Below are 24310 nucleotides of genomic sequence, written 5' to 3' on the forward strand. Positions count from 1 at the left end.
GAACCGATTGCTCTTGCGGACCACGACCGGTATCGACGGTAGAGTCGCCACCTGGGCGAGTTATCGGCTGAACGCGGACCGGTTGGTTTCGGACGGAAGCGGCGGTCCGCTGGTCGCGGGTCGTCTCTCGAGTCACGGTCACCTCACTTCCCCCGAGAGTTCGGTCGGTACGGAGCCGCCGACCGCCCTCCAATAAAAGAACGCGCCCCCGGTGCGCACGCTCCGATACCGGTCGGCGAGAAGCGAAGATCGAGGTCGAAGCTGGTATCCGGGACGGAACGGACTGCCTCGAGCGCTCAGAAGGTCGTGAGTTCGCCGTCGATGACCTGGCGGGTGATCTCGGTGACGTTGCCGAGTTCCTCGTCGACGATGGCCTCGACGTCGGCTTCGACGTCCTCGAGCGAGACGTCCTCGGCGGTGACGACGTGGACGTCGGCGACGTGTGGCTCGTCGATCGGGCGGCCGATCTGGGAGAGCAGGCGGACGCGCAGGTCGCGGATGCCGTCGACGTCGGCGACGACCTCCTCGGCGATCGACGTCGAGAGCAGGTTGTAGATCTTTCCGATGTGGTTGACGGGGTTCTTCCCGCTCGTCGCTTCCATCGACATCGACCGATTGGGCGTGATGAGGCCGTTCGCGCGGTTTCCGCGGCCGACGGAGCCGTCATCGCCCTGCTCGGCGGAGGTGCCGGTGACCGTGAGGTAGATCGAGCCCTCCTCGTAGTCGTCGGCCGTGTTGACGTAGACGTTGACGTCGCGGTCGGTGTGTTCGTTCGCGACGGAGGTGACGAACTCCCTGACGTCCTCGACGGCGTCGGCGTACTCGTCGAGGTCGGCGACGTACTCGTCGACCATCGCCGCCGCGACGGTGACGTCGATCTGGTCACCCTCGCGCTTGCCCATGATCTTCACGTCGGGGCCGAGTTCCGGGTTGGTCGCGGCGTACTCGCCGTTCAGTCGTCGCTCGGCCTCGAGGACGATCTGCTCGGTCTCGGTCAGCGGCGCGTGGCCGACGCCAAAGCTCGTGTCGTTGGCCATCGGGACGCCCACCGGACTGGAGGGCTCGTCATCGTCCGCCGGATTCGACTTCTCGTCCTCGCCAAAGACCTCCTGAAGGTCGCCGCTACCCTCCCCGAGTTTGACGTCGACGATGATGTCCTCGCCGTACTCGAGCTGGGGGATCGTCTCCTCCAGGTACTCGCGGGCGGCTCGCAGCGCGATCGTCTCCGTCGGAATCGTCTGCCCCTCGTACCGTTTGGTCGCGCGGCCGACGATCAGCAGATAGATCGGATCGACGACCTCGCCGCCGCCGAACGCGGGTGCCGCTTCTCCCGCGACGAGCTGGGTCTCGTCGGTGTTGAAGTGCAGTACCTCACCGACGCGGTCGATGTACTCGCGTGCGAGCGCGCCGGCGACGCTCTCGGCGACGCCGTCGCAGATCGAGTCCGGATGACCGATCCCCTTTCGTTCGACGATTTCGACCTCCTGATCCTCGACTGCCTGGCGGTCGATCGGTTCGACCCGGATATTCCGTTCGCTCATTATCGGGGATAGATGGTTCGAGGTTCTATAACTTCCGGAAACAAATCTGGACAGAAAATACCCCGTGGTAATCGAATCTCACGGCCTGTTCGAAATCCGGACCTTCCCGACGGCACTCCGCGGACGGACGCGACGGCTCGCTCTAACCGTAACGCTCGAACCGAAGCGGCGATGACGCGTCCCGGAGAGTGTGCCTACTTTCCTGAAACTCCGCGTCGAGACACCGCTCAGCGCGCCGACGTCGAGATCAGCCGTTCGATCGGGACTCGAGCAGTAGCCCGAGATACGACGTTCGAAGTTGATCGTCCGGATCGAGCCCGAGCCGTTCGAGCACCTCGTACGCACCCTCGCGCGCCGACTCGAGGTCGGCTTCGCCTTCGACCTCGGTCTCGACCTCGACGTACTCGCCGACGCCGTCGACCGAATCGAGCGTGACCGTGTACCCCTCGAGCGCGAACCGCTCGCGATTCTTGCGGACCGTCGCGGCGGCGTCGAAGCCGAGTTTCGTCAGGATAGCGTCGATTTTCTCGTCGCTCCCGACTGCGGTTTCGATCTCCTCTCGCGTCTTCGATTCGTCGTCGACGAGCGGTCCCTTGTAGGTGAGACGCGTCACCTCGTCCCCGCTCTCGGGGCGCTCGGACCGGATACGGAGCGCCTCGTCGGTCTCCGGAAACGACCGGTGTGGCGCGTCGTAGTAGGTGTCGGCCTGGACGACGGCGTCCGCGGGCGTCGCCTCGAGTTCGTCCAGCCGATTGCGGACGCGCTCGAGATCGGCGGGTACCTTGATCTCGACCTCGTACATACGGTCCGGAACGGCGACCGCTCGTAAGTATCGGTCGCTCTCGGGAGAAAACGTCGTCCTTAAATGTAGACGGGGGGACGTACAACGTATGACCGAGGAAGAGGAGGCCGAACTCGAAGAGCAGGCCGATGACGTCGACGAGAACGCAGACGACGCCGCCGAAGCCGAAGGGCTTCAGGCCGGCGACTTCATAACGCTCGCCTACACGGCGTACACCGTCGAAGATGATCAGTTGGTCGACACGACCGACCCCGACGTTGCCGAGGAGGAAGGGGTCGACGACCAGGCGGAGGAGTTCGAGCCGCGCACGCTCGTGCTCGGCGAGGGTCACATCTTCGACGAGGTCGAAGAAGAGATCATCGGCAGCGAGGTCGGCGACTCCGGCACAGTGACGATTTCCGCCGAGAACGCCTTCGGCGAGTACGATCCCGACGACGTACAGACCGTCAGCGCCGAGAAGATCGACGAGGACGACCGGTACCCCGGCGCGAACGTCCAGATCGACGGCAAACAGGGCTACATCAGCACGATCGTCGGCGGTCGCGCTCGCGTCGACTTCAACCACCCGCTGGCCGGCGACGACGTCGAGTACGAGTACGAGATCGTCGACGAAGTCGACGACGTCGAACAGCAGGCCGCCGGCCTGTTCGAGATGTACCTCGGCATGGAGCCGGATCTCTGGATCGAGACCGACGAGGTCGAGGAAGAGGTCCCCGTCGAATCCGACGAGGATGAGGACGAGGACGCCGAACCGGAGTTCGAGACCGAGATCGTCGAGAAGGAGACGCTCTACCTCGAGGCCACGCCCCAGATGACGATGAACCAGCAGTGGATGATGGGCAAACAGCAGATCGGTCAGGACGTCATCGACAAACTCGGCGTCGACCGCGTCATCGTCCAGGAGATCATCGACGGCATGGGCGGCATGGGCATGCCCGGTATGATGGGCGGTATGGGCGGCGCAGGCGGCGAGGCCGACATCGAAGAGGCCCTCGAGGACGCCGACGTCGACGCCGACGAGATCGTCGAAGAGCTCGAAGGCGCCGAAGAGTAACGACGCAGTTTCTTTCAGTTTTCGCCGTTCGTTCGTCGACCACTGCTCGCTCCGCAGCGCGACCGCCGGCGGGTTTCTCCCGACTGGATAAGCCACGACGGGCGGTAATGAAAGGGGCGTTCCGTCTCGAGGAACCCGGACGAAGTCCTCGCGAACGGAGTGAGAGAGGGGGCAGCGAGACGGTACGCGTCTCGCAGAGCAAACACCGCAGGGAGGGAGTCCTGCGACCGACCGAGGCGCGTGGTTCGAGAGAGCTTGGCTCTCTCGTCACTGAGCGGAGCGAAGCTCCGCGAGGTCGTCGGGCGGCACTGCCGCCCGACTGCAAGCGATTCCTTCGGAATCGTCCAGTCCAAAAGAGCGCGAAGCGCTCTTTTGAAGATCACGAAAATCGAAGATTTTCGAACGACAGCGAATCCCGGGAGTCGAGACGGAACGGGGCTTTCGACACGTTCGTAGCGGAACGGTGCGGGGCCCGTTCGACGACGAAACCGACTAGGCGATGTCGCGACTCGTGTCGATCGCGACCTCCTCGGTCAGTTCGAGTTTGATCGCCTCGGTCGGCTGCCGTCCGCTGCGGAACTTCGGGATGGAGAGGTGGTTCTCGAGTTCGCTTCCGGTGATCTCGGTCCGGAGGTCGAAGACCGCGTCGGCGGCGTGGTGGGTCCGCATCCTGTTCGTCGGCTCGGTCTCACCTTTCAGACAGTGCAACACCGCGATACCGTCGGTTTCGAGCATTCTCGTCTTGAGATCGTTGAGGAAAGCGACGTAGTCGTTGGCCTCAGCCTGCTCGAGGACGTCGGCCGTGTCGACGATGAGGTTCGCCCCGTCGGGAAGCGCCCCGACGAACCGTCTGGCTTCCTCGAGCGGCGCGTCACCCGTCACGTGTCGGACCGTCGGACTGCCGACCGTCGACGGGGAATGTTCAAGTGCGTGACGAATCGATTCGGTGGATCGCTCGGTCGTCAGATAGAGCGTTCCGCGTGCGGCCGTCAGCTCGTACAGCAGGAGCTCGGACTGGCTGGCCGGATCGGCCGTGAACGCGACGATACAGCCCGGCGGCACACCTCCGTCGAGCTTCCGATCGAGCACGTCGATCCCCGTCTTCAGCCGACCCACCATACGATTGTGACCATTTGTAACAGACTCTGTATAATTCTTTGCTTTCCGTAAATTTAGTTCCGTTGACACCATCTCGCCGGGAGCTGATCGAACTCGAGACGGGCTCCGACGAATGGGGAGATTCAAGGGGGCTGCAGATGGCAGTTCCAACAGATGCGCCACGATCACGTCATCACGAGCAAACAACTCTCGCGGTCGGACATCGAGACCGTCCTCGACCGGGCGGCCGAGATCCGCGACGATCCCACGGCCGTCGCGGATCGTCACGCGGGGGCGTTGCTCGGCCTGCTCTTTTTCGAGCCGAGCACGCGGACGAAGATGAGCTTCGAGACCGCGATGAAGCGACTCGGCGGCGACGTCGTCGACATGGGGTCCGTCGAGTCATCGAGCGTGAAAAAGGGGGAGACGCTCGCCGACACGGTGCGAGTCATCGAGGGGTACGCCGACGCGCTCGTCCTCCGTCACCCGAAACAGGGTGCGGCGACGATGGCGAGCGAGTTCGTCGACGTCCCCCTGTTGAACGCCGGCGACGGGGCGGGACAGCATCCGACGCAGACCCTGCTCGACCTCTACACGATCCGGGAGAACGCCGGCCTCGAGGACCTGACGATCGGTATCATGGGCGACCTGAAGTACGGTCGGACCGTCCACTCGTTGGCGTACGCGCTCTCGAACTTCGACGCCCACCAGCACTTCATCAGCCCGGAGAGCCTTCGGCTCCCCCGCGAGGTCGTTTACGATCTCCACCAGGAACAGGAGCGGGCCCAGGTCCGCGAACACGAAGCGCTCGAGGAGATCCTGCCGTCGCTGGACGTGCTCTACGTCACTCGGATCCAGCGCGAGCGGTTCCCCGACGAGACGGAGTACCAGAAGATCGCCGGCGAGTACCAGATCGACGTCGACACGCTCGAGGCGGCGAGCGACGATCTCACTGTCATGCACCCGCTGCCGAGAGTCGACGAGATCGCGCCCGAAGTCGACGAGACCGAACACGCGGCCTACTTCGAACAGGCACACAACGGCGTTCCCGTCCGGATGGCACTGCTCGATCTGCTCCTCAGCGACGACGAGGGTGAGACCGATGAGTGACGACGACCACGAACTGCGCGTCAGCAAGATCCGGAGCGGAACCGTCATCGACCACGTTCCCGGTGGCCAGGCGTTGAACGTCCTCGCGATCCTCGGCATCGACGGCAGCAAGGGCGAGGAGATCTCCGTCGGGATGAACGTCCCGTCGGATCGACTCGCGCGCAAGGATATCGTGAAAGTCGAGGGCCGAGAGCTGAGCCAGGACGAGGTCGACGTCCTCTCGCTGATCGCACCCGACGCGACGATCAACATCGTCCGGGACTACGACGTCGTCGAGAAACACCGCGTCGATCGCCCCGAAGTCGTCGAGGGCGTGCTCTCCTGTCCCAACGCGGGCTGTATCTCGACGGGCGACGAACCGGTCAGTTCGACGTTCGACGTGTTCGACGACGCCGTCCGCTGTTCGTACTGCGGGACGATCGTCCGCGAAGAGATCGCGTCGCTGATCGACACCTGACCGGATCGTCCGTTCCCGAAGCGTCGCCCGTTGTGAAGAATTTCAGAATTGATAAATGGATCCTTCTCGAGTACTCGAATGGATATGTCACGCACTATCAAAATCCTGATCGCCACGTTCGTCATCGTCGCCCTCTGGAAGGTCGTCTTCAGCGGCCCCTCGGACGTCGAGTACGAGTACGAACCCGAAACGCAGTAACGCACCGTTCCGAACGGCTTACGAGTGCGGCGCCGTACAGTTTTGGTATGTACGGCGTCGTCACGCGTAACGCGGAGGAAGTCCGCTGGCCGGAGTTCGACCGCGGTTTCTACGAGGTCAAGGACGTTACCGGTCGGTCCGCCGAACCGATCGCCGACGGTGTGAACATGGTGTCCTGTTTCGGCGACAACGCCGCCGCCGACGCCGATCCGTCGCTCGTTCCGGTCGACGACCTCGGCCGGCCGGCGACCCGGGATCGGCAGTACTTCGACTGGGCGTACGTCTGTCCCTCCCGGAAGGACTACCGCGAGGGGCTGTTCGAGATCATCGACGACTGCGCCGAGGCGAACGAGGACGTTCGGCTGGACGACATCGGATTCCCGCGGGCCGAGTACTGTCGCTGCGGAATCTGCGAGCGGAACTTCGAGGAGAGCGAGTACGACGACCGGTTCGACTGGCGTGCGAGCGTCATCACCGAGTTCGTCGCCGAGGCCGTCGAGCACGTTCCCGGTCGCGTCTACATGACGCTCTACCCCGATCCCTACCCGGGCCACCTCTACGAACGCGCGGGGATCGACCTCGAGGCGCTTGAGGAGTACGTCGACGAGTTCGTCGTTCCGCTGTACGACACGGCCTACGAGACGACCTACTGGCTCGAGACGATCGCGAAGGGGTTCGAGAGCGCGCTCGAGACGCCGTTCAGCATCGAACTGTACGCGGTCAACGTCGACATCGACAACCTGATCCACGCGACGGAGGTCGCGGAGGCGTACGGAGAGGACGTCTTCTTCGGCTACGAGGCGTCGAACGCTCGAGCCGCGCTGCGACGGCGACGGGCGGACGACCGCGAGGGCGTCACTCACGGTGAGCCAGAGGGCGACGCCTGACTCGATCGAGCCCGAGTGACGCCGTCGCGGCGATTCGGTCGAGCATACTACGACTCGAGTCGCTTTCGATGGGACGGCGACGGCTTCCCTCGCGAAGGTGCTGAGCATTGGTACCGTTGAACATACACTTTTGGTTCTTCGCCCCGAATCGACGACCGTGTACGACCGCATCCTGCTCCCGACCGACGGCGGCGCACCCGCAGAGCAGGCGCTCGAGACCGCACTCGATCTCGCCGAGCAGTACGAGGCGGAGTTGCACCTGCTCAACGTCGTCGATACGACGATCTTCGCCGGCGAGGTCGAGACCGGGCCCGTCATCGAGCAGTTCGAGCAGACGGGATCGGCGACCGTCGAAACCCTCGTCGAAGAGGTCTGCGAGCAGGGACACGATCGAGTCGCCGGGAGAGTCGTTCACGGCCGTCCCCACAGCGGGATTCTCTCCTACGCCGAGAAGAACGACATCGATCTGATCGTGATGGGAACGCACGGACGGACGGGTCTCGACCGGTACCTGCTCGGGAGCGTAACGGAGAAGGTCGTCCGACTGGCGGACGTGCCGGTGTTGACGGTTCGTCACGGATCGGAGTAAGTGGACGGCGGTAATGGACAACGAGAACGGGTAGCGAACGCGTTACCTGGGAGGACGAGGGCTGTTTTCGGCTCGAGTGACGCCTCTCCAGAGATCCGGCTGTCGTCCGAACCCGCGGTTGAACGACGTCTAGCCGTCGAAAAACCCAGAATTTGAACCGTGATCGACCGGCGTCGAACTCCTGGAAGTCGCGGTTACCGCGTGTCGTCGTCCAGGAGATCGTCGTCGTCGTCGCCAACACGATTATCGTCGTCATCGCCGATGAGATCGTCGTCGTCATCGTTACCGATGAGGCCATCATCATCGTCGTCGCCGATGAGACCGTCATCGTCGTCATCGCCGATGAGGCTGTCGTCATCGCGGGTGCGGCTATCATCGTCACCGATGAGATCGCCGTCACCGGGACCTCGTTCGGTGGTCGTGTCGTTACCGCCGATCATGTCGTCGTCGTCGGTGCCTCGCTCGGTGGTCGTGTCGTCACCGCCGATCATGTCGTCGCCGTCGGTGCCTCGCTCGGTGGTCGTGTCGTCACCGCCGATCATGTCGTCGCCGTCGGTGCCTCGACCGGTTTCGGTCCCGGCTGTCGATCCAGCACCGGCGCCGGCACCCGCACCCGCCGCACCGCCGGACTCGAGGTCGTGCTGAAGATGAACCTCGTCGCTGGTCACTTCGGCGACCGACTGCTCCTGGAGGGGGTACGTGTCACCGTTCGTACCCCCCCAGCCGAGTTTCGCCTTGATCGTGTCCGTGATTCCGGGGTCGGGTTCGACGTGTGCGGTGCCGTGTTCGACCTCCGCGACGATGCCGACCTCGTCTCCCTCTGCGTTAACAACTGCCTTGCCGATGTCGTCGTCGGTAAACTCTGGGGTCATTACGATTTGAAATACGACGGAGAGCCGTACAATGGTACTGCTTGCGGTGGCTTGCGACTCGAGTAACAGACGGGGAGGCTTTCACCGGGTTCCGTCGAGTTGGGTCCGGTCGTCACTCGTTGAACTCGGGATCCCGTCCTTCGAGGAACGCGGCGACCCCCTCCTCGTGGGAGTCGGAGGAGCGCGCCTGGACCTGGAGCACGTTCTCGTAGTCCAGCGCTTCGTTCCAGTGGCGGCCCATGTTCTCGTGGAGCGCCTGTTTCGTCATCCCGATAACGTCGGTGGGCCGACGACCGAGTCGGTCGACGGTGTCACGCACCCGGTCGTCCAGTTCGTCCGCGGGAACGGTCTCGTTGACCAGGTCCAGGTCGGCCGCCCGCCCGGCGTCGAAGAACTCACCGGTGAACGCGAGTTTCTTCGCCGCTCGCAGGCCGATAATGTGGGGGAGCATGAACGTCCCGCCGGTATCCGGGATGAGACCGACCCTGACGAACGCACAGGAGAACGTGACGTCCTCGGCCGCGTAGGCGATATCCGAGAGCGTGACGATCGCCAGCCCCGCACCGACGGCGTCGCCGTTTACCTTCGCGACGATCGGAACGGGGCACTCGAGCATCGCCTCGACGACGCGGCCGAACGTCTCGGTGACCTCCGCGTAAGACTCCCGGGGCGCGGCGGGCTCTTCGGTCATCGCTTCGATGTCACCGCCGGCGCTGAAGGCGTCTCCCTCGCCGGTGATCGTGATCGCGTGGTACTCCTCGGGATCGGCGCTCTCGACCGTCTCGGCTAGCTCGGTGGCGATCTCTCGGGTGATCGCGTTGAGTACGCTCGGTCGATCGAACCTGATTTCGAGAACGCCGTCCTCGCTGTCGACGTGCATAGCTCGAGCACGTCGTTCACGACTAATAATGGTACTCGATTCGCGACCGGCACGCCGCTTCCCGGCTGACGACCGCTAAAATAGTGAAACCGACCGATAGCGGACTGATTACGGACGGAACGTTAGTCCGACGGAACCGGCGGGGCGGTCGCCTCCTCCTCGGCCACGTTGAGCTCGGAGGTAACCAGCGCGCGGTACGCCCGGCGGAGTCGCTCCGAGAGGGCCTGGTGGGAGATACCGAGTTCCTCGGAGAGCTCCTGCATCGAGACCTCGCGCGGGATCTCGAAGTAGCCGTGGTCGATCGCAGCGACCAGCGTCTCGTACTGTCGTTCGGTGAGTCCGCACTGGGAGTGAGACTCGTCCGCGACGTCGAACAGGCGGACGATCGTCGGCGTGATGTCGCGATCGACGAGTTCGTCGTAGAGCGAACTGACGTCCTCACGATCGAGGACCCGGACGCTCAGCAGCCAGGAGCCGTCCGAGGCCGACGCGCTCAGGACGGTTCCGCCCTCCTCGAGGACGAGTTCGAAGACGTCGACCGTCTCCGGATCGAACTCGATGTCGAACAGCCAGCGATCCTCGTCGCTGCTTATCAGCGAGTACTCCTCGACTGCGGACGCGTCCGACAGCGCCTCCTCGATCTCGGCCTGGGATGGGCCGGAAAGCCAGAGGCAGTGGCCGCTCGAGGCGATAACACGCTCCATCTCGCACGTGAGCGATGGAGCGGCTTCGAACAACTCCGCCAGTCCGGTTCCGTCGCCCGGGATCTCGAGGTCCGCGATCGATGTCATAGTTCTCACCTACAGGTACAGTAGGAAACGCAATAACCCCACTTCCAAAGTGATTTGCAACCGCGATAGTGACTCTCAATTTCTACAGAGATTTCATTCTATTCACGTGTGAAGAACTGAAGTCGTTTGGTTATGATCGATCAAATTCGTGGTAGAGAGTCCCTTACGGGACAGTATACCGGGTTTTCGACCGCGTCCGGTCTCGGGGTTCGTCGCTCGAGGGCTCGAGAACGCGGCTGGTCGACGGCGGGCCGGATCTCGTGACCGATCGTCGGCGCCGTCGTCGTACCGAGTACGGTCGGGATTACGCGGTTTCGCGATGACTCACGGAACTGTTCGCTGTGAGAAACCGGGTAGACGCGACTTCTGCCTCGGAGTCAGTCAAACCGGACGGGAGCCGTTTACTGAGTAGTTCGATTCAGACGGCAGAAAGGCTACCTCTCTTTCCGCCCTACCCAGCTGTTACGAGTCAAAGACACGCAGATCAGCACAGTCTTCCACACCTCGCCCAGAGATTTTCCTCGCAGTTAACGAGGAGTTGCTCTATGCGTCGTCAGCGTCGTCGATCTCTTCGACTTCCTCCGCATAGATACGGAAACCGTACGTAAGGTCGGCAGGAGCGCATTGGCCACCTGTGTTCCAAAAGTCAGCTGTTTCACCCGGCTCGAGCTCGACCGCGGTGTGGAACTCACCGTCCGGCCCTCTAACGGTGAGCCGATAGTCCTCAGTGATGTTTTCCACCGTTGCGGACTTACCGCAGCGTTTACTATCGTAGATCGGAGCGTAGTCGCTATCTCCAAACCCGATCGAAGCGTCCGTGACCTCGAGTTTCTCTTCGAGCTCAGCGTCGAGGTCGAAGTCGGGCTCTAAGTCATCGACATGCACGTACGCGTTGAAATTTGAAATTCGGACCCTGTACCCAGCTGCTTCCTCAACCCCCTCAGGATCTATACCGACTGAGTACATTCGGATCTCGCCTTCGTCGAGTTGCTCACGTCCACTCGGACCAAGGCGTGGATTCCCAGTGATCGTCTCACCGTCGTCGTCATAGACGGTTGTACCGGACCTAAAGGAGAAGTGATACTTATCGGCGCTGGTTTTCTCAAGTTCAATGCGAACCTCAACCTCGGTTCGGTCTGCGTCACGCCAGACGAGGGCGTGGTCTCGAACCTCCAGATGCTCTTCGGCTTCTTCGGAGAGGGTCACTTCGCCTTCTGCATCGATCTCCTCGTTGTGATCGTTGACAACTTCGGCGTCATCGATCTTGTAGTCTTCCGTTCCGATCTGAACCATATATCGTTCGATGTCCTCGGTACAGGACCCCTCAATCTCCTTGCTATCACTTTTACCTGGCTCGAGGTTGGTTAATCCGCGATCGATATCATTGCTATTTGCGGTGGCACTGATGACGGAATCCTGGGTAACGTTTCGGGCACTTATATTGATTCGACATCGACCACTACCAGGTTCATCCACCCAGCTGAACTCGTGATCGATCTCGAGCTTCTCCTCGAGCTGGGGATGGATGTCGACATCAGCCTCCATCGCGTCGGCCGATAGGATGGCGCCGAAATTCGCAACCTGGAACGTATACTGATCGGCCCCATCGCAGTCATCGAAACTGATCGAGTAGACTCGGCTCTCGCCCTCTCCGGGATCATCCCTACTCATACTCGGGCCTGATTTCTCTGCGATCGTCTCACCGTCGTCAGAGTAGAGCGTTATCTCGGTATCGAAGAAGACGTGGTACTCGTCTTCGCTGCTGGTTCGCTCGAGTTCCACGTAAAACTCGCACCCATCCCCACTCGATTCGAGATCGTGATTTCGGACGTCCAGATGCGCTTCAGCTTCCTCAGGAAGGATCACATCGGGTCGCTCTTCCGGTTCGTCGTTAGAATCGTCCTCTTCAGTGTCCTCGTCCTGCTCCTCGTCTTGATCCTGTTCGTCCTCCTCTTGGATCTCGTACTCCTCTTCTTCGTCCGACTGCTCGTCATCCTGATCGGGATCCTCGCTTTCCTGGTCCTCCTGATCGTCGGCGCTATCGTCCCCACCGAGATCGTCGTCCTCACTGAAATCGTCGGCACCGTCATCTTGGTCGTTCTTCTGATCATCGAGGTCGTCGCCATCTTTCTCTTCAGCGTCGTCCTCGAGCTCGGAACAGCCAGCGAGCGCAGCAGAGAATGTAATACCAGTACTCGCTAATACCGTTCTTCTATCCATACTGAAAGTATCAGACACAGCTGTTGATAAGATTGGCGGAAAGAACTGTACATATGAAATATTTTAGAACAAGATGCTACCATCACGCAATTTTATATGGGCTCGTTCCGTTTCATTATTGCAGCAGAGACGGGATCTCGTTTCATACTTTGAAAATTAGATACCGTCAAGAGAGAATTTTGGTATCTCTCAGCGGAGCATGACGAGGGGCACAACGATAGCCAAGTACTGGAACCATGACGGATAGACCTGGCTTCAGCGGATCCGACAGCGATGGGTCTGCTGATCGTTCTCGGCATCACGCTGTTCAGCGGCTCGTTTGCTGTTCTGATGGAAGCCTAATGCTTTGATCGCGACTCAACGTCGTGAAGGAAGGAATCGGGGTTGACGCGATTGTGAACTACGCTGAGACGTTCCAGTTCGCTCTGCTCGCTCACGGGCGTCGGCGCTTTGTGCTGACTGCTCGAGGGCTCTTCGATCCCTCGCGGGCTGTGACTCGTCTACTTCAAATCGCTCTAGTCGCTTTCGCTCGTCACGAAATAGTTCGTCGCAAAAGCGGGCCGGGCGCGATTTAAACACGCCCACCTTTTACCTGCGCGGGCGTGCGGCGGCTTACGCCGCCGTTCCTGCTCGCAAAAGCTGGACCAAAAATTGAAGAGTCAGCCACTGTCAAAAGTGGAGCTACAGGTCTCTTGCGCGCGTCAGGCCTCGGGTCGAGTCGCTCACGCAACCATGACAACAAACGACCTCGACCCGATCGACCCCGGAACAACGCTCGAAATGTACTTGCAATCCCGGCAGAGCGAACTCGCTAATAGTTCACTTGCAGCGCATCGACGACGGTTATCTCTGTTCGTCGATTGGTGTGACGAAGCGGGGATCAATACTCTCGACGAGCTGTCTGCCCGAGACCTGCACGAGTTCCGCGTATGGAGACAGCAGGGGATTAAGAAAGATAGTATCTCACCAGAGACGCTCCGTTCTTCATTGTTGACATTACGTGTCTACCTCCGATTTGCAGCTTCGGTGGATGCTGTCGATCCCGATCTTCCTGAACAACTCGTACTACCAGCCGAAGCGAAGCGAGCAAGAGACGTAATGCTCGATACGGATCATGCTGAGGAGCTTCTTTCACACTTAAGTAAGTTTGAGTATGCGACCACCCCACATAGTATGCTGCGCATTTTTTGGGAGACGGGTATCCGTTCAGGAACACTCAGAGCATTAGATCTGGATGATTATCGTCGAGATCAACAATGCCTTAGAATCCGGCATCGGCCGAAGACTGGAACACCCTTGAAAAACGGCAATGACGCGAATCGTCTCGTTGCAATCAAAGAGCGGACGTGCCGTATTCTCGATGATTATATCGACGAGTACAGGTACGATGTGACAGATGAACACGGACGACGACCGCTATTCAGCACGGAATTCGGTCGTCGATCATGCCAATCTGTTCGGGCGAACGCCTATTTTTGGACATGCCCGTGTAGAGTAAACCTGCAGTGCCCACACGGGCGAGATCCGGATACGTGTGAGAGTAATAACTGGGAGGATGCATCAACGTGCCCGAGTAGCGTATCGACGCACCCAATTCGACGAGGCTCAATCACGCATCACCTCCGTGAAGGCGTACCTGTAGCCGTAGCGTCCGACAAAACGGATGTATCACCATCTATACTAGACGCCCACTACTCAGAAATTTCCGAATCGGAGGCTATGGAGGTGAGAAGAGATTATCTGAGCAATATTTAAAGACATCTCAAGACCAGTCTCGTAGAATATTAAGCCATACAACCGTTACTCGTCATCTTCACCATTATTTTCGCTGTCCTTTAGTACCGAATATTGCATCGTCAATATGTAGTGTAGGCCACCTATGATTAACACCCCAACAACGACGAGAAGGGCGACTTGAACCCAATACGCAAGCGTCACGAATAGGAGAATACCACCAATTGAGAGAGTGAGAACACCAACAACCAGTGCCGAAAGAGCATACCGAAGACGTCGGCCCTTTGCTCGCATTACCTTGATATTGTTCTTGATGTTCTTTGAGTAACTCTTTGTAACTAGTCCAGGGTAGTCCTCATCATCAATGTTACCTTCATTTAGAGCATCTGCGAGTTCAACCCTGAGACCGAATCCAGCCGTCGTACTTAGAATACACAGTGCAGCAAAAATAAGCGACACAACCAGCGCCGAGATCCCCACACTTACCGCAACGATCACAGGGAGATGTTCTACGGTCAGTTGTACAGTTACGTCGGCTGAGAAGACTGATATACCAGTGAAAAGCACCCCTAAGAGAATACCGACTAACCGCGCAACCCTCCAAGCCTTCGTGTCAAAATTCTCAATTGCAGACAACTGGCTATCTAGCATATCCTGATAGCGGTCAGCTAGATCCTCCTTCGCTGAGAGTTCACTCTTTTCTACAATCTCAATGTCATTTTCCGCTTGTATTAGAACTTCAGCGTCCTCTCCCATTAGTATTAGAATTCTCCAAGTTCAGGTTGTGTAAGATCTTTTCGAGGCTCGTCAGGGCCGTTCGATGTATCTGCTTTCACCAATTCTTGGAGTTCCCTGTCCTCCATTTCAACAGTATTTTCACAGTGCCATTCGGCAAAGAGGTGAGCTAAATCAGAGTGTTCACTTCGGTCGCTAAGTGCGTCGTTATATTCTCTGCGCTTGTCTCGAAGATTTCGGAATTTTATGTAGTACTCACCCTCGGAAATTTTCTCGGCAGTTTCTGCAACACACATGTACTCCAACGTATTGGTCACCCATCCCTCATGCACACCTCCACCGGGAATGTAATCATGATTCAGACGCTCAGTAAGGTCATTTACATCGACGACAAGATCAAGAGTCTTGGTTGGATCCCTTCGTTGCCATATGATTCGCTGGTCATCGTCCAGAAGGTCGTATAGGACTGTGTGCCAAATATAACACGCGAGATACAGTGACGGAGGCTCACTATTGAATAATACCCCGGTCGCCTTCCGATCATAGAAGACCGCGGACGGAATATCGACGTTCTCGAACGTGCCTCCTTCCATCGACATACGTGTGCTCATCTGAAGCCTATCGGGTAGGGGGTCATCTCGGAAATTGTCCCCAACCATTGAGGCCCTTTGGAACTGGTACTTTGGATTGGTATCTTGGTCAATATACTTGTAGCTCAGCAACACCAGATTTGAATTGATACTCAACTTATCGCTCTCAAGCGCTTTCTTGATACGAAGCTTTTCGGTTTGGAAGTTATCCCCATGAATTAACAGCACAATATCATGCTGTGGAGGAACGGTTGACCCACCGTTTCCGGTGTGGAACTGCAAGTCCTGGTCGTATCGTTCCAGCTCGCGGAGTTTCGATTCAAATTTGGTCTCTACTGATGGTAGCTGTTGGTTCACGTCAAATACGATGCCATAGTCTTCATTGAACAGTACTGAGAAGCTTGGTTCTATTGGCTCATCTGAATCGTTGGGGTAATACGCTGGGAATCGGTCAAATTCGAACGTGTCGTTGATATCGTACTGCTCAATGAGGAAATGTTCCCAACAGGACACTACGTCAACGTATTGGTCATAGGCTCGAAAGTTTTCAAATGTGCTTTCAACGCACTCCCGGTACTCTTCCTCACCCATGCGTGTCTACCCCTCTGAGAAATAATCGTCAAAATCGCGTTTAGATCCGCGTCCGACGGATATTTCTCCTTCGCGGAATCCCTCAAGAATTTGGTCTGTAATTCGGGAGAGAGCCTGTTGGGAGGCGTTGAAGCCTGGAATGATGGAGACATTGCTGTCGGAGGTGAGGAACACGTCAGCTGAGGTCCCGTCGTTGAAATCAAGAACGGACGCATGCATGTATGGATTGTCATGATATACAGTGACAGAGGATTTGCTCAGGCCGTCTAGTGCGCGGATTAACCGGTAATTCTCTTCACGGCCTTCAATCGCCCCCTCCCGGTAGGTGATTTGTATGGGTTCGGCCTCTCTGGAACCGTATTTCCGAGATCGGTTAGAGAATAGGTCACTCTTGTCAGAAATGAGTGACGCAATGTTTTCCAGCAAGAGCTGAAAGTAAATTACACTTTCACCATCAACGAAGCGGGATTCACCCTTTCGAGAAACTTGTCCGCTGAATTCGCGGGATGATTGCCTGACTTCAAATTCCAGTTTATCTACGTAGTAGGCCTCTTCGTTGACTTCGGGTGAATTGAATACCTCGAAGTAGTCGGTGTCATCAAAATACCGAACATCAGTGTTTGCTCCAGGGGACTTGATAACCGCTCGCGTAGCAATAAGTTGTCCATCGATACTATCATCCAGTGCTTCGAATAGACGCCGAAGGTCACTGCTGTCTATGAAGGACAGAGTCAGTTCTGGTGGGAGAGCCTGGAGGTAGCGCTTGAGTCCGTATTGGTAGAAATCGTTGTCAGAGATTGTGTATGCAGTATAGACCTCTGGGTTGGTGTGTGAGAAGAGGTAGAATTCACCGTTGACATAGCGGTATCCATCTTCGTCGTATTCTTCTCCCTGACCCTTTAGCCGTCGTGTAAGAGAAGCAGTAACGAACTCGCCTTGATCTTCAATCTCAATACGGAACCCATCTGGCTCAAATTCATTGAAGATTTTGACTGGAGATCGTTCTGAGACGAAGGTAATTGCTCTAACGGGGTCGTCTTCACGTTGTACCCGCTGCTCGGTATATTGCGACAATTTGGAGAGCGTATCGATCTGTGCGAAATCGAGCAGTGTTCCTGATTTTTCCATCCTTTCTCTTCGTGGTGAGCGCGAGCGTCAGGTTGGTTGCTTTATGATTTTCTGACGGGTTGTTTAATGTATCTTTCCTTCTACGGTTGCCTACGATGTTGTACCCGAACTACCCCACCTGGATTGACTCGCAGATCTCATGTGTTAGACTCTAATGCGGAAATGGATATAACTGGGTGAACCGGATCGGAAGTGAAATACGAGACTGATAGCGGACTCTACTGGAGTTCGCTTAGCGTGGTGTATTTACGAACCATCTCTGCTGCCCATACACTACGCTAAACGTGGTGTGCGCCGGCTCATTTCTGACCAGAATCGTATTTGCGTATCTGGATCTGCAGGTACCGGTTCGACTGTTGAACAAATCGACCTTTCAGGCGTGAGGCGTCCAAATTCGACCGTCTCAAAATCACCGTTTCTAACAACCAAATCGCACGTCTGTGCTTTCTATACAGGATATCGCGTGCGAATCTCTGACGACCAATGGAGTAGCGCTAGGGAGTTCTGAACGAGGCTATCGTTCTCCGACTTGCACGTCGAAAGACGTCGTAATCAGTTCCCCGTCGGGTTTCGTTTGGAGGAAGAGGCGGTATCGACCGGAAGTAGGGAATCGGACAGCGAATCGAACGACTCCATCCTCCGGATCCGTCTCTTCAGGGTGGACGTGGAGATACCCGAGGTCTCCGTCCCGAAGCGCGACGAGGTGACCGAGTGCACCGAGGTAGGGGTCGAGGCGAGCGCCACCATCGTCTCCGCGCACTTCGAACTCGATACTAACAGTCTCGCCAGCGGGGATCTGCTCCGGAGTGAGTTCGACAGTGTACCCCTCGACCACAGCCTCGCGCGTGGTTTGCGGACGGTCTTCGTACTGGGCCGGACCCGATGACAGTACGTCTACGCCGAGTGTTGTCGGCTGACCATCCACGAGTACGTCAACGAATGCCCGATAGACGCCAGGATCCGGAAGGACAAACTCGGCGGACCACGTCCCATCATTGGCAAGTGTCGGGTGGAGATGCTGGAACCGAGTAAGGTCACGACGGACAAGAATCAAGTGAGCGAGTTGATCGTGCGTCTCTTCGAACGCAGTGACTACGTTTCCATCCTCCGTGTGAATTTGGTACGTCCACTTGTGGGTCTCCCCTGACTCGACTCGCGTCTCGGACGCCTCAAGTTGGAGTCCTTCCGCTGCGACAGTGAGGCCACCGGGGAGCGCGTGACTACCTGCGTCAGTGTAGCCGTGAGGAGCGTCGTGGCCGCGATCATTCGTCCCATGCCCAGAATCGTGGTGTTCGTCAGCCATATGCAACGTATGCTCGCCAGCACCTACTGTCTTGTTCCGCTCCAAAGGCGGTCAGCAAACAGAGTTACCAGCAACGGGAGTTACAGGTCTACGGAATCTCGGAGATTACATATACGGATACTCTTGGTCTCTCTGCAGGCGCTGTCGCCGTTGCTCGAACTCCTCGTCAGTCAGGTCCCCGCGGGCATACGCTGTTCGCAACTCTTCGAGCGCACGATCGTGTCCGAGAACCTGACCGCCCACAAGACCACGGTACAGTAAGTATCCGATACCGAGTAGGACGAGGAAAAAAGAAGCCTCATTCCGAGGCCCCAAATCGGTGAAACTCCCATACCTGAGCCGCCACTCCACCACCCCATCATTCCCATCATCGGCATCGCAAACACCATCATCAACAGGGGAACGAGCACGATGACAGCGAGTACGATGAGGACTATTCGAAGGAGCGAGTCGCCCTGATGTTACTCTCAGTGATGTGTTCAGCAGTATCCGGAATCAGCTTCGCCAGTTCGTCGAGCGCACTGGATGCGCGATGAACGCTGCGCATCTCGATCCAGTGCCCGAGCAGCATGATGTCGATCAAAGTCACGAGCTCTCAAAAGAACGCGGTCTGTGAGGGGAAGACGAGGGTCGCCAAACTGTAGACGAACGCCACGCTGATTGCCATGGAGATGAGTGTCATCATCCCCGGCGAGTGATCTCGCACTTCCGGGACGGCCATCTCCAAGAAGGGTATCCCACCGTAAGCGAACACAATCACTGCGAAGACAGTGTTGATCCATTCGCTGCCGGAGAACGCCGGGACAGAGAAGCCCAGACAATTCTGGAGCATCGGGCTGTATAAGAGGACGGGAATTGAGAGCAGCGTCGAGACGGAAAATCGCCGCTGGAACATCTGCTCGTGGCCTTCGTGCATCCCGCCGTGACCGTCATGACCATCGGTGTTGATCGTGTGTACTTTGGTGCTCTTCGTGGGATGGCTGGGCTGCGTAACGGCCTCGCATCCGTCATCGAAGGGGGCCTGCTCTCAGAGTTTAGCACCCATCACTGACAAGTGAGTGACTCCGTCAAAATCTTGGTAGTCATCGATTCGAGACCCAAGCACTGTTTCACTGTAAGAACCCGTTCTGCGTCGCTGCTTCGTTCGATGAATATTCAAGCGGTGATTTGTTTTCTCGAATACGGCCAGTTTGGCTGTACGCGAATCCCTGTGGAAACCACTCCCTTGTTCGACCATCAAACGAAAGCAAAATCAGGCCTGTTCGACCGATAATCGCTGCCCTATCCGACGATTATCGTGTGTCAAATGGAGGTGCGCTGTAGGCTCTAGTTCGATCATCTATCGAAGTCCGATCTCCTTGCCAGTGTGAACCTCAATAGAGCTATCAAATACGAATAACGTATTCCACAATAAACAATAGACTGATAGCGGAATCTGTTGGGGTTCGTTTACCGTGGTGTATTCATATACCATAGAATTCCAGCAACAAACGATCCGATAAACGCCTGAATCAGAACCTCCTCGATCGAGGTTGGTGGAAGGTATTCTGAAATGAAGTAGAACAGCACTGCTTCAAGGACATCACCCTCCCCGAATAGATGTGTAAGCCCAGTTAGGAATGACAGAATACCTCCCCCAAAAAGGTACATCGAAATAAAACCCACTACGGTTAGCGGTGTTTTGATGATGTATTTCACGAGTCCTCTTTCGTAACCGAATGCTTTTCCCATATTCTACCCCCTACCAATGCAATTGGGATTATAACAATATAGACTTTCAGGAATAATTGGATATAAGATCGGTAGTGAGTTCTGCTGGAGTCCGAGTCGGATGGCCAAGTACCGTCTTAACGCACCTAATCTATCGTAGATTGATTACCAGCCACTTACGCGAGATACACTCGTAGTGCGGACGAGTGAATCATTGTGTACGGTGACAGTGAATAACGGTACCACGGAGCAGTATCGTGGTGGTGTGCCATGTATCCATGACACGGTACTGGCACTCGGATCAGTACCAGGATAGTGTACCAAGTTTCTGTACCACGGTACAGATCCGTGCTCTAGTACCATGGTCCTGTACCAAGAGCCAGATACAAGCGAATGTTCCTCGTCAGTGTACCGTAACGAATCAAAATCACCAATAATTCACTGACCTACTTGACGGCACTAAGAGCGGAGAAATTGACCACGTAGTCGTGTGGAATATCTCTCGTATCTAACGTCAGGGTTCAATACTCTAACAACTCTTCGATACGTACGAAGAGAATGAAGTAACGGTGTGGACTCACCCAATATAATCTCTAATGATTCAAGGCGTGACTCGTACGCCGTCGCGCGGCTCATCATGTTCGTTCATTTCTTGATTGATGTTCTACGATCCTATGAGACGTGATGGAAAGAACACCTGAAAAACAAATCTTTAGAAGTGTAATTTAGACACCCAGGTTACTTAATTGGGGGCGGGGGAGCAAAGAGTGCCAACAATGACAACAACCGAAACCACACTCAATGCGACCACTCTAAAGGAAATCCACGAACTCAATCGGGAGCACTTTACCGATTTCCGTGACAACTATGATGTCGTGTTTGAAAACGACAAACTCGTCGTGTTCTGCGGGGCAAACGCCGAACTCAACGCAGTAGCTGACTACTACGACGTGCCGTATAGTGTCGTCTGTGAAATGATGTGGGACGAGTGCCCCTCCCATCTCGGGAGTGGCGTCGGCACTGCGTTCGAATACGGCACCCCGTTCGTCGTCAAAAAGTAACCCGCGTTGGCATAACTGGGAGTGTTACCTCGGATGGGCTTCCGCTGCTGGAACCACAGACTATGCACACAATCACAGACCGAAACGAGACTGAGCCAATGCGCACGATCGGCATTGATCCCGACGACATCATCGCCGCGCTCCAACTCAACGCAACGCTTGACGGCGAAAAATACTTTTTCAATATCCAATGGAACGGGACATGCTATGCGACCGCTGAACTCGTCGTATACGATCCGAACGAACCCTTCGACCCAACTGACGAAGCGTTGATCGCTCCGACCGCATTCGTGCGAGACAGTGCAATATGGGGCGTACCGCCGACACGCGACAAAATTAGCACGGAACTCGCCGAGATGAACCCGTCCTCAAGAGACGTGGACGAAATCCACGCACGAAGCGTCGCTGCGTGGCGACGCGAAGTCCGCAAACGCGTCGTGACCGATGTCATGCTCGATCGGATTGACAGAGAGGTAGCGCGCGTTGAAATCACTGACAATGATGAGCAGCAACCCTGAGCGGTGGCACCTCCATTGGTTCAACTCCTGGGCAAGGCTACCGTCAACAACTAGCCAGCAAAGATTCAACTATGAACGCAAAAGCTGAATTAGACTTAACCGACTTTGGGACCAAAGAAACGTTTCAGAAACTCCTGGACAAGCACGGTCTTGAATACTCCGGAGTCGAGTTACCAACCGAACTCGAAGGTGTGGAACTACCTGGTGTACACGTGTGGAGCGGTGAAGAAGTTAGAATCCACACGACGTGCAACCCGTTAACGGGTGAACACACTACGATCGAAGCGACTCAAGACCTCGGGTGGGCGTCGTTCGTCACGATCATGGGCGAGGAAAAGGCCGCGGCAGACCTGTACTGCGACGTTTTGTGCACGGCGAAAAACGTCAAGGGTGAGATCGACCCGCTCATGACTGACAATGGGCGCGTGATAGCATCAACAACAATTCTAGAACCGTAGTGAATAGACATCATTCACTCGATAACTCAGCTGAGTAAAAGTCATGCAAAATTCTGACTTACTCAAACTGATTGGTCTCCTTGAGACTCTCGACACCACACTTCGAGATTCTCCACTCACTATCCTCGTCCTCGACCAAACCCCGATCTCGAAGTTTCGGTAATTGCTCGCGGAGCTCTTACTCATCGTTCCGTTCGGACGGCGAACTCGTGTTCGTGAGCGACACGGTATCTGTCGCCAAGAGTTACTGCATACGGAGTACATCAACAGCTGAAAAGCCATTCCAGAACGAGTCGTCACTCATACTTCTGCTTCGTCGCATCAGATGTTAATCGTTTGTCCGTGTGGATTGGGCCCTAATCCGGCCCACAAATGATGAGTGAGTTATGGCTCTCCGTTTGGAATCTGCGGAGTGGCCCTGTAACCAATGAAGTGGTTGTCTTTAGTCTGCAGCGGAAATTAGGCCCATATATAGAATAGATAGCACAAACTACAGTCAGGTATATTCCGAGAATAGATTGTAATTTTCTATACATTAGTATCTCATCACTGTTTGAGACATAAAATAGGCCTAATTCGACTCTCCGATGGAATCTTACCGGAGAAGGGACCCCTCGTTTGGAGTGAGCATGTTTCAATCCGGACAATTCTATTTGTGATATTGAATCGCCATGATTTCCAACGAATATTACAATTCAGAACATGTCATATTCTGTCTGTAGATTGAACATCTTCAGAGGAGGGTGCGTAGATTCCAAACGTGATTTGGTTGCCGTACAGCGTTTTCAAGCAAAACACGGTATAGACCAGGTTCCAAACGGTCATTTAGGCTGAGAGTCCCCCAAAACCCATTTTTAGGACTTCTAACGATTATTCTATGGCTAATAGGGCTGGATAGTATAATGGTCAAAAACCACCCAAAAGGAACTGAGTGTGTGCGACTGCAGGAACGGAGATCAACGACCATACTCGTAGAGTGTCTCGTCGTACCACTCGACACCGCGGTTCGAAATCCGTGACACTGTTGCTGCAGGTACTCCGGTTGCGTCCGCGACGGCACGCACGGACTCTCCCCGCTCCCGGCGGTCAATAACCTCTTCAACGATCTCCCATTCGGGACCGTGACGTTCTAGATGGCACTTGTCGTCAGCGAACGTAAGACCGAACGGGACCGATCCTTGGTAGCACCCATTCCGCTGCCGTTCACGAATCGCTGCCTTCGCTTTCTTAATCTCCTCTTCTTTCGTTTGTCGTTCAACACGCCGGTGAATGTCGAATGCGAGGTCGTCGGTTTGCACGTCGTCGCTCACGTATGCGAACTCGCAATTACTCTGCACGGCGGCGTGTTTGATCACGTTGAAGTACTCATCACGGCACAACCGTCGGTCGTCCCACGCGACGAGTAGATCGTACTCACCACGTCGAATCGTATCAACGGTCTCTCTCACGTCGTCACGTTGATCGAGAAGCCCATCCGGGTCGTCACGGGTGAGTGTGCTGAACCCAGACTGCACGCCTAAGTCGAGCGTGTGAACGTTGTCAGCGAGTTCCTCAGCGAGCGCCGGGACTTTTTCACGCTGCAGTTTGAGACCGACGTCATCATCGCTACCTTTCGACTTGCGAATCCACGCGAGTGCCCGGGTCACTGGTTATCACCCATGTTTTCCGCTTCGGTGAATTCTACTTGGACCTTTCCGTTCTCCGGGTTTATCGACCACTCAACCTCGATGTCTGACTCTACGGGAACATCTTTGATTGCGAGTATCTCTCTCGGGACAGTCGAAGCATAACTGTTTTGCGAACGCTTCCACAGCTTCGTGGTAAACTTCATGCTTCTCCACCTCTGAAGAGGTGATTTCGGTTGTCTCCAGTCATGTTCTATTACATGTTATACTGAGTGTTATATCTATTTAAAAGATAGGTGGGTTGTTCAGGTGTTTCAGCTACCCCGGTCTATGAAACGATCATCAGCAAAATAGAAAT

22 protein-coding genes and 3 pseudogenes are annotated in these 24310 nt (G+C 56.4%); 10 read left to right on the plus strand and 15 right to left on the minus strand.

Annotated features, from left to right (window positions below; translation table 11 throughout):
- Positions 1–296: 296 nt before the first annotated feature.
- Positions 297–1541, minus strand: a complete 1245-nt coding sequence (locus NED97_RS06995; protein WP_252489995.1) for a methionine adenosyltransferase — start codon at positions 1539–1541, stop codon at positions 297–299.
- Between the two features lie 247 nt (positions 1542–1788).
- Complete coding sequence (gene cyaB, locus NED97_RS07000; RefSeq protein WP_252489996.1) at positions 1789–2343, minus strand: class IV adenylate cyclase; 555 nt, start codon at positions 2341–2343, stop codon at positions 1789–1791.
- A gap of 88 nt (positions 2344–2431) precedes the next feature.
- Here cyaB and NED97_RS07005 point away from each other — a divergent pair, with 88 nt between their 5' ends.
- Positions 2432–3397 (plus strand): FKBP-type peptidyl-prolyl cis-trans isomerase, encoded by a 966-nt coding sequence (locus tag NED97_RS07005; RefSeq protein ID WP_252489997.1) that lies wholly within the window; start codon positions 2432–2434, stop codon positions 3395–3397.
- Positions 3398–3889: 492 nt separating this feature from the next.
- Here the strand turns inward: NED97_RS07005 and NED97_RS07010 are convergent, their stop codons facing one another.
- Positions 3890–4516 (minus strand): RAD55 family ATPase, encoded by a 627-nt coding sequence (locus tag NED97_RS07010; protein WP_252489998.1) that lies wholly within the window; start codon positions 4514–4516, stop codon positions 3890–3892.
- Between the two features lie 153 nt (positions 4517–4669).
- On the opposite strand from NED97_RS07010, the gene pyrB reads away from it, so the two are divergent.
- From pyrB to NED97_RS07030, 4 genes are all read left to right on the plus strand, one after another.
- Positions 4670–5605, plus strand: a complete 936-nt coding sequence (gene pyrB / locus NED97_RS07015) for an aspartate carbamoyltransferase (RefSeq protein ID WP_252489999.1) — start codon at positions 4670–4672, stop codon at positions 5603–5605.
- Complete coding sequence (gene pyrI, locus NED97_RS07020) at positions 5598–6062, plus strand: aspartate carbamoyltransferase regulatory subunit (protein WP_252490000.1); 465 nt, start codon at positions 5598–5600, stop codon at positions 6060–6062. The genes pyrB and pyrI overlap by 8 nt, the downstream gene beginning before the upstream one ends.
- Before the next feature lie 245 nt (positions 6063–6307).
- Positions 6308–7147, plus strand: coding sequence for a hypothetical protein (locus NED97_RS07025; RefSeq protein WP_252490001.1), 840 nt, complete (start codon positions 6308–6310; stop codon positions 7145–7147).
- Positions 7148–7304: 157 nt separating this feature from the next.
- The gene (locus tag NED97_RS07030; protein WP_252490002.1) at positions 7305–7736 is read left to right on the plus strand and encodes a universal stress protein; all 432 of its coding nucleotides are present in this window, start codon (positions 7305–7307) and stop codon (positions 7734–7736) included.
- A gap of 194 nt (positions 7737–7930) precedes the next feature.
- Here NED97_RS07030 and NED97_RS07035 read toward each other — a convergent pair whose 3' ends face one another.
- From NED97_RS07035 to NED97_RS07050, 4 genes are all read right to left on the minus strand, one after another.
- Positions 7931–8608, minus strand: coding sequence for a hypothetical protein (locus NED97_RS07035; RefSeq protein ID WP_252490003.1), 678 nt, complete (start codon positions 8606–8608; stop codon positions 7931–7933).
- Between the two features lie 112 nt (positions 8609–8720).
- A complete protein-coding gene (locus NED97_RS07040) occupies positions 8721–9488 on the minus strand; it encodes an enoyl-CoA hydratase/isomerase family protein (protein ID WP_252490004.1) in 768 nt (255 codons plus the stop codon).
- Positions 9489–9610: 122 nt separating this feature from the next.
- The gene (locus tag NED97_RS07045) at positions 9611–10279 is read right to left on the minus strand and encodes a helix-turn-helix domain-containing protein (protein ID WP_252490005.1); all 669 of its coding nucleotides are present in this window, start codon (positions 10277–10279) and stop codon (positions 9611–9613) included.
- 543 nt (positions 10280–10822) lie between these two features.
- Entirely contained in the window at positions 10823–12499 is a 1677-nt protein-coding gene (locus NED97_RS07050) for a DNA polymerase V family protein (protein WP_252490006.1), read from the minus strand.
- A gap of 780 nt (positions 12500–13279) precedes the next feature.
- Here NED97_RS07050 and NED97_RS23330 point away from each other — a divergent pair.
- Positions 13280–13462: pseudogene (locus tag NED97_RS23330) on the plus strand (site-specific integrase); the annotation flags it as partial.
- Positions 13463–14299: 837 nt separating this feature from the next.
- On the opposite strand, the gene NED97_RS07055 reads toward NED97_RS23330, so the two are convergent.
- Genes NED97_RS07055 through NED97_RS07065 form a run of 3 tightly spaced genes read right to left on the minus strand, consistent with a single transcriptional unit; the run spans position 14300 to position 17277 of the window.
- Positions 14300–14989, minus strand: coding sequence for a hypothetical protein (locus NED97_RS07055; protein WP_252490007.1), 690 nt, complete (start codon positions 14987–14989; stop codon positions 14300–14302).
- A 5-nt stretch (positions 14990–14994) separates the two neighbouring features.
- Positions 14995–16149 carry a hypothetical protein gene (locus NED97_RS07060; protein ID WP_252490008.1) on the minus strand — a complete coding sequence of 385 codons (1155 nt, stop codon included), beginning with the start codon at positions 16147–16149 and terminating at the stop codon, positions 14995–14997.
- A gap of 6 nt (positions 16150–16155) precedes the next feature.
- The gene (locus tag NED97_RS07065) at positions 16156–17277 is read right to left on the minus strand and encodes a hypothetical protein (protein WP_252490009.1); all 1122 of its coding nucleotides are present in this window, start codon (positions 17275–17277) and stop codon (positions 16156–16158) included.
- 574 nt (positions 17278–17851) lie between these two features.
- Between NED97_RS07065 and NED97_RS07070 the strand changes: the two genes are divergently transcribed.
- Positions 17852–18163 carry a hypothetical protein gene (locus NED97_RS07070; RefSeq protein ID WP_252490010.1) on the plus strand — a complete coding sequence of 104 codons (312 nt, stop codon included), beginning with the start codon at positions 17852–17854 and terminating at the stop codon, positions 18161–18163.
- A 522-nt stretch (positions 18164–18685) separates the two neighbouring features.
- On the opposite strand, the pseudogene NED97_RS07075 reads toward NED97_RS07070, so the two are convergent.
- From NED97_RS07075 to NED97_RS07085, 3 genes and pseudogenes are all read right to left on the minus strand, one after another.
- A pseudogene (locus NED97_RS07075) lies at positions 18686–19017 on the minus strand (SHOCT domain-containing protein).
- A gap of 29 nt (positions 19018–19046) precedes the next feature.
- Positions 19047–19496, minus strand: a pseudogene (locus tag NED97_RS07080) (heavy metal translocating P-type ATPase); the annotation flags it as partial.
- A 533-nt stretch (positions 19497–20029) separates the two neighbouring features.
- Positions 20030–20311 carry a hypothetical protein gene (locus tag NED97_RS07085; RefSeq protein WP_252490011.1) on the minus strand — a complete coding sequence of 94 codons (282 nt, stop codon included), beginning with the start codon at positions 20309–20311 and terminating at the stop codon, positions 20030–20032.
- A gap of 755 nt (positions 20312–21066) precedes the next feature.
- On the opposite strand from NED97_RS07085, the gene NED97_RS07090 reads away from it, so the two are divergent.
- The 3 genes from NED97_RS07090 to NED97_RS07100 all read left to right on the plus strand — a co-directional run bounded on the left by NED97_RS07090 (position 21067) and on the right by NED97_RS07100 (position 22327).
- Positions 21067–21351 (plus strand): hypothetical protein, encoded by a 285-nt coding sequence (locus NED97_RS07090; RefSeq protein WP_252490012.1) that lies wholly within the window; start codon positions 21067–21069, stop codon positions 21349–21351.
- A 98-nt stretch (positions 21352–21449) separates the two neighbouring features.
- On the plus strand, positions 21450–21869 hold the full coding sequence (locus NED97_RS07095) for a hypothetical protein (protein ID WP_252490013.1): 420 nt from the start codon (positions 21450–21452) through the stop codon (positions 21867–21869).
- A gap of 71 nt (positions 21870–21940) precedes the next feature.
- Positions 21941–22327 (plus strand): hypothetical protein, encoded by a 387-nt coding sequence (locus tag NED97_RS07100; protein WP_252490014.1) that lies wholly within the window; start codon positions 21941–21943, stop codon positions 22325–22327.
- Positions 22328–23283: 956 nt separating this feature from the next.
- Here the strand turns inward: NED97_RS07100 and NED97_RS07105 are convergent.
- Together NED97_RS07105 and NED97_RS07110 are read right to left on the minus strand one after the other, a co-directional pair.
- Entirely contained in the window at positions 23284–23973 is a 690-nt protein-coding gene (locus NED97_RS07105; RefSeq protein WP_252490015.1) for a serine integrase family protein, read from the minus strand.
- Positions 23970–24158 (minus strand): hypothetical protein, encoded by a 189-nt coding sequence (locus NED97_RS07110; protein WP_252490016.1) that lies wholly within the window; start codon positions 24156–24158, stop codon positions 23970–23972. The genes NED97_RS07105 and NED97_RS07110 overlap by 4 nt, the downstream gene beginning before the upstream one ends.
- Between the last annotated feature and the right edge of the window lie 152 nt (positions 24159–24310).

Source organism: Natronococcus sp. CG52, from assembly GCF_023913515.1.
Lineage (GTDB): Archaea > Halobacteriota > Halobacteria > Halobacteriales > Natrialbaceae > Natronococcus > Natronococcus zhouii.

Excerpts from the sequence above, each read along its gene's own strand:
- cyaB (WP_252489996.1), bottom strand. The coding sequence starts at position 2,343 with ATGTACGAGGTCGAGATCAAGGTACCCGCCGATCTCGAGCGCGTCCGC.
- pyrB (WP_252489999.1), top strand. The coding sequence starts at position 4,670 with ATGCGCCACGATCACGTCATCACGAGCAAACAACTCTCGCGGTCGGAC.
- NED97_RS07040 (WP_252490004.1), bottom strand. The coding sequence starts at position 9,488 with ATGCACGTCGACAGCGAGGACGGCGTTCTCGAAATCAGGTTCGATCGA.
- NED97_RS07110 (WP_252490016.1), bottom strand. The coding sequence starts at position 24,158 with ATGAAGTTTACCACGAAGCTGTGGAAGCGTTCGCAAAACAGTTATGCT.
- pyrI (WP_252490000.1), top strand. The coding sequence starts at position 5,598 with ATGAGTGACGACGACCACGAACTGCGCGTCAGCAAGATCCGGAGCGGA.
- NED97_RS07055 (WP_252490007.1), bottom strand. The coding sequence starts at position 14,989 with ATGGGAGAGGACGCTGAAGTTCTAATACAAGCGGAAAATGACATTGAG.
- NED97_RS07035 (WP_252490003.1), bottom strand. The coding sequence starts at position 8,608 with ATGACCCCAGAGTTTACCGACGACGACATCGGCAAGGCAGTTGTTAAC.
- NED97_RS06995 (WP_252489995.1), bottom strand. The coding sequence starts at position 1,541 with ATGAGCGAACGGAATATCCGGGTCGAACCGATCGACCGCCAGGCAGTC.
- NED97_RS07045 (WP_252490005.1), bottom strand. The coding sequence starts at position 10,279 with ATGACATCGATCGCGGACCTCGAGATCCCGGGCGACGGAACCGGACTG.
- NED97_RS07025 (WP_252490001.1), top strand. The coding sequence starts at position 6,308 with ATGTACGGCGTCGTCACGCGTAACGCGGAGGAAGTCCGCTGGCCGGAG.
- NED97_RS07065 (WP_252490009.1), bottom strand. The coding sequence starts at position 17,277 with ATGGAAAAATCAGGAACACTGCTCGATTTCGCACAGATCGATACGCTC.
- NED97_RS07095 (WP_252490013.1), top strand. The coding sequence starts at position 21,450 with ATGCGCACGATCGGCATTGATCCCGACGACATCATCGCCGCGCTCCAA.
- NED97_RS07060 (WP_252490008.1), bottom strand. The coding sequence starts at position 16,149 with ATGGGTGAGGAAGAGTACCGGGAGTGCGTTGAAAGCACATTTGAAAAC.
- NED97_RS07090 (WP_252490012.1), top strand. The coding sequence starts at position 21,067 with ATGACAACAACCGAAACCACACTCAATGCGACCACTCTAAAGGAAATC.
- NED97_RS07050 (WP_252490006.1), bottom strand. The coding sequence starts at position 12,499 with ATGGATAGAAGAACGGTATTAGCGAGTACTGGTATTACATTCTCTGCT.
- NED97_RS07100 (WP_252490014.1), top strand. The coding sequence starts at position 21,941 with ATGAACGCAAAAGCTGAATTAGACTTAACCGACTTTGGGACCAAAGAA.
- NED97_RS07010 (WP_252489998.1), bottom strand. The coding sequence starts at position 4,516 with ATGGTGGGTCGGCTGAAGACGGGGATCGACGTGCTCGATCGGAAGCTC.
- NED97_RS07085 (WP_252490011.1), bottom strand. The coding sequence starts at position 20,311 with ATGGGAAAAGCATTCGGTTACGAAAGAGGACTCGTGAAATACATCATC.
- NED97_RS07005 (WP_252489997.1), top strand. The coding sequence starts at position 2,432 with ATGACCGAGGAAGAGGAGGCCGAACTCGAAGAGCAGGCCGATGACGTC.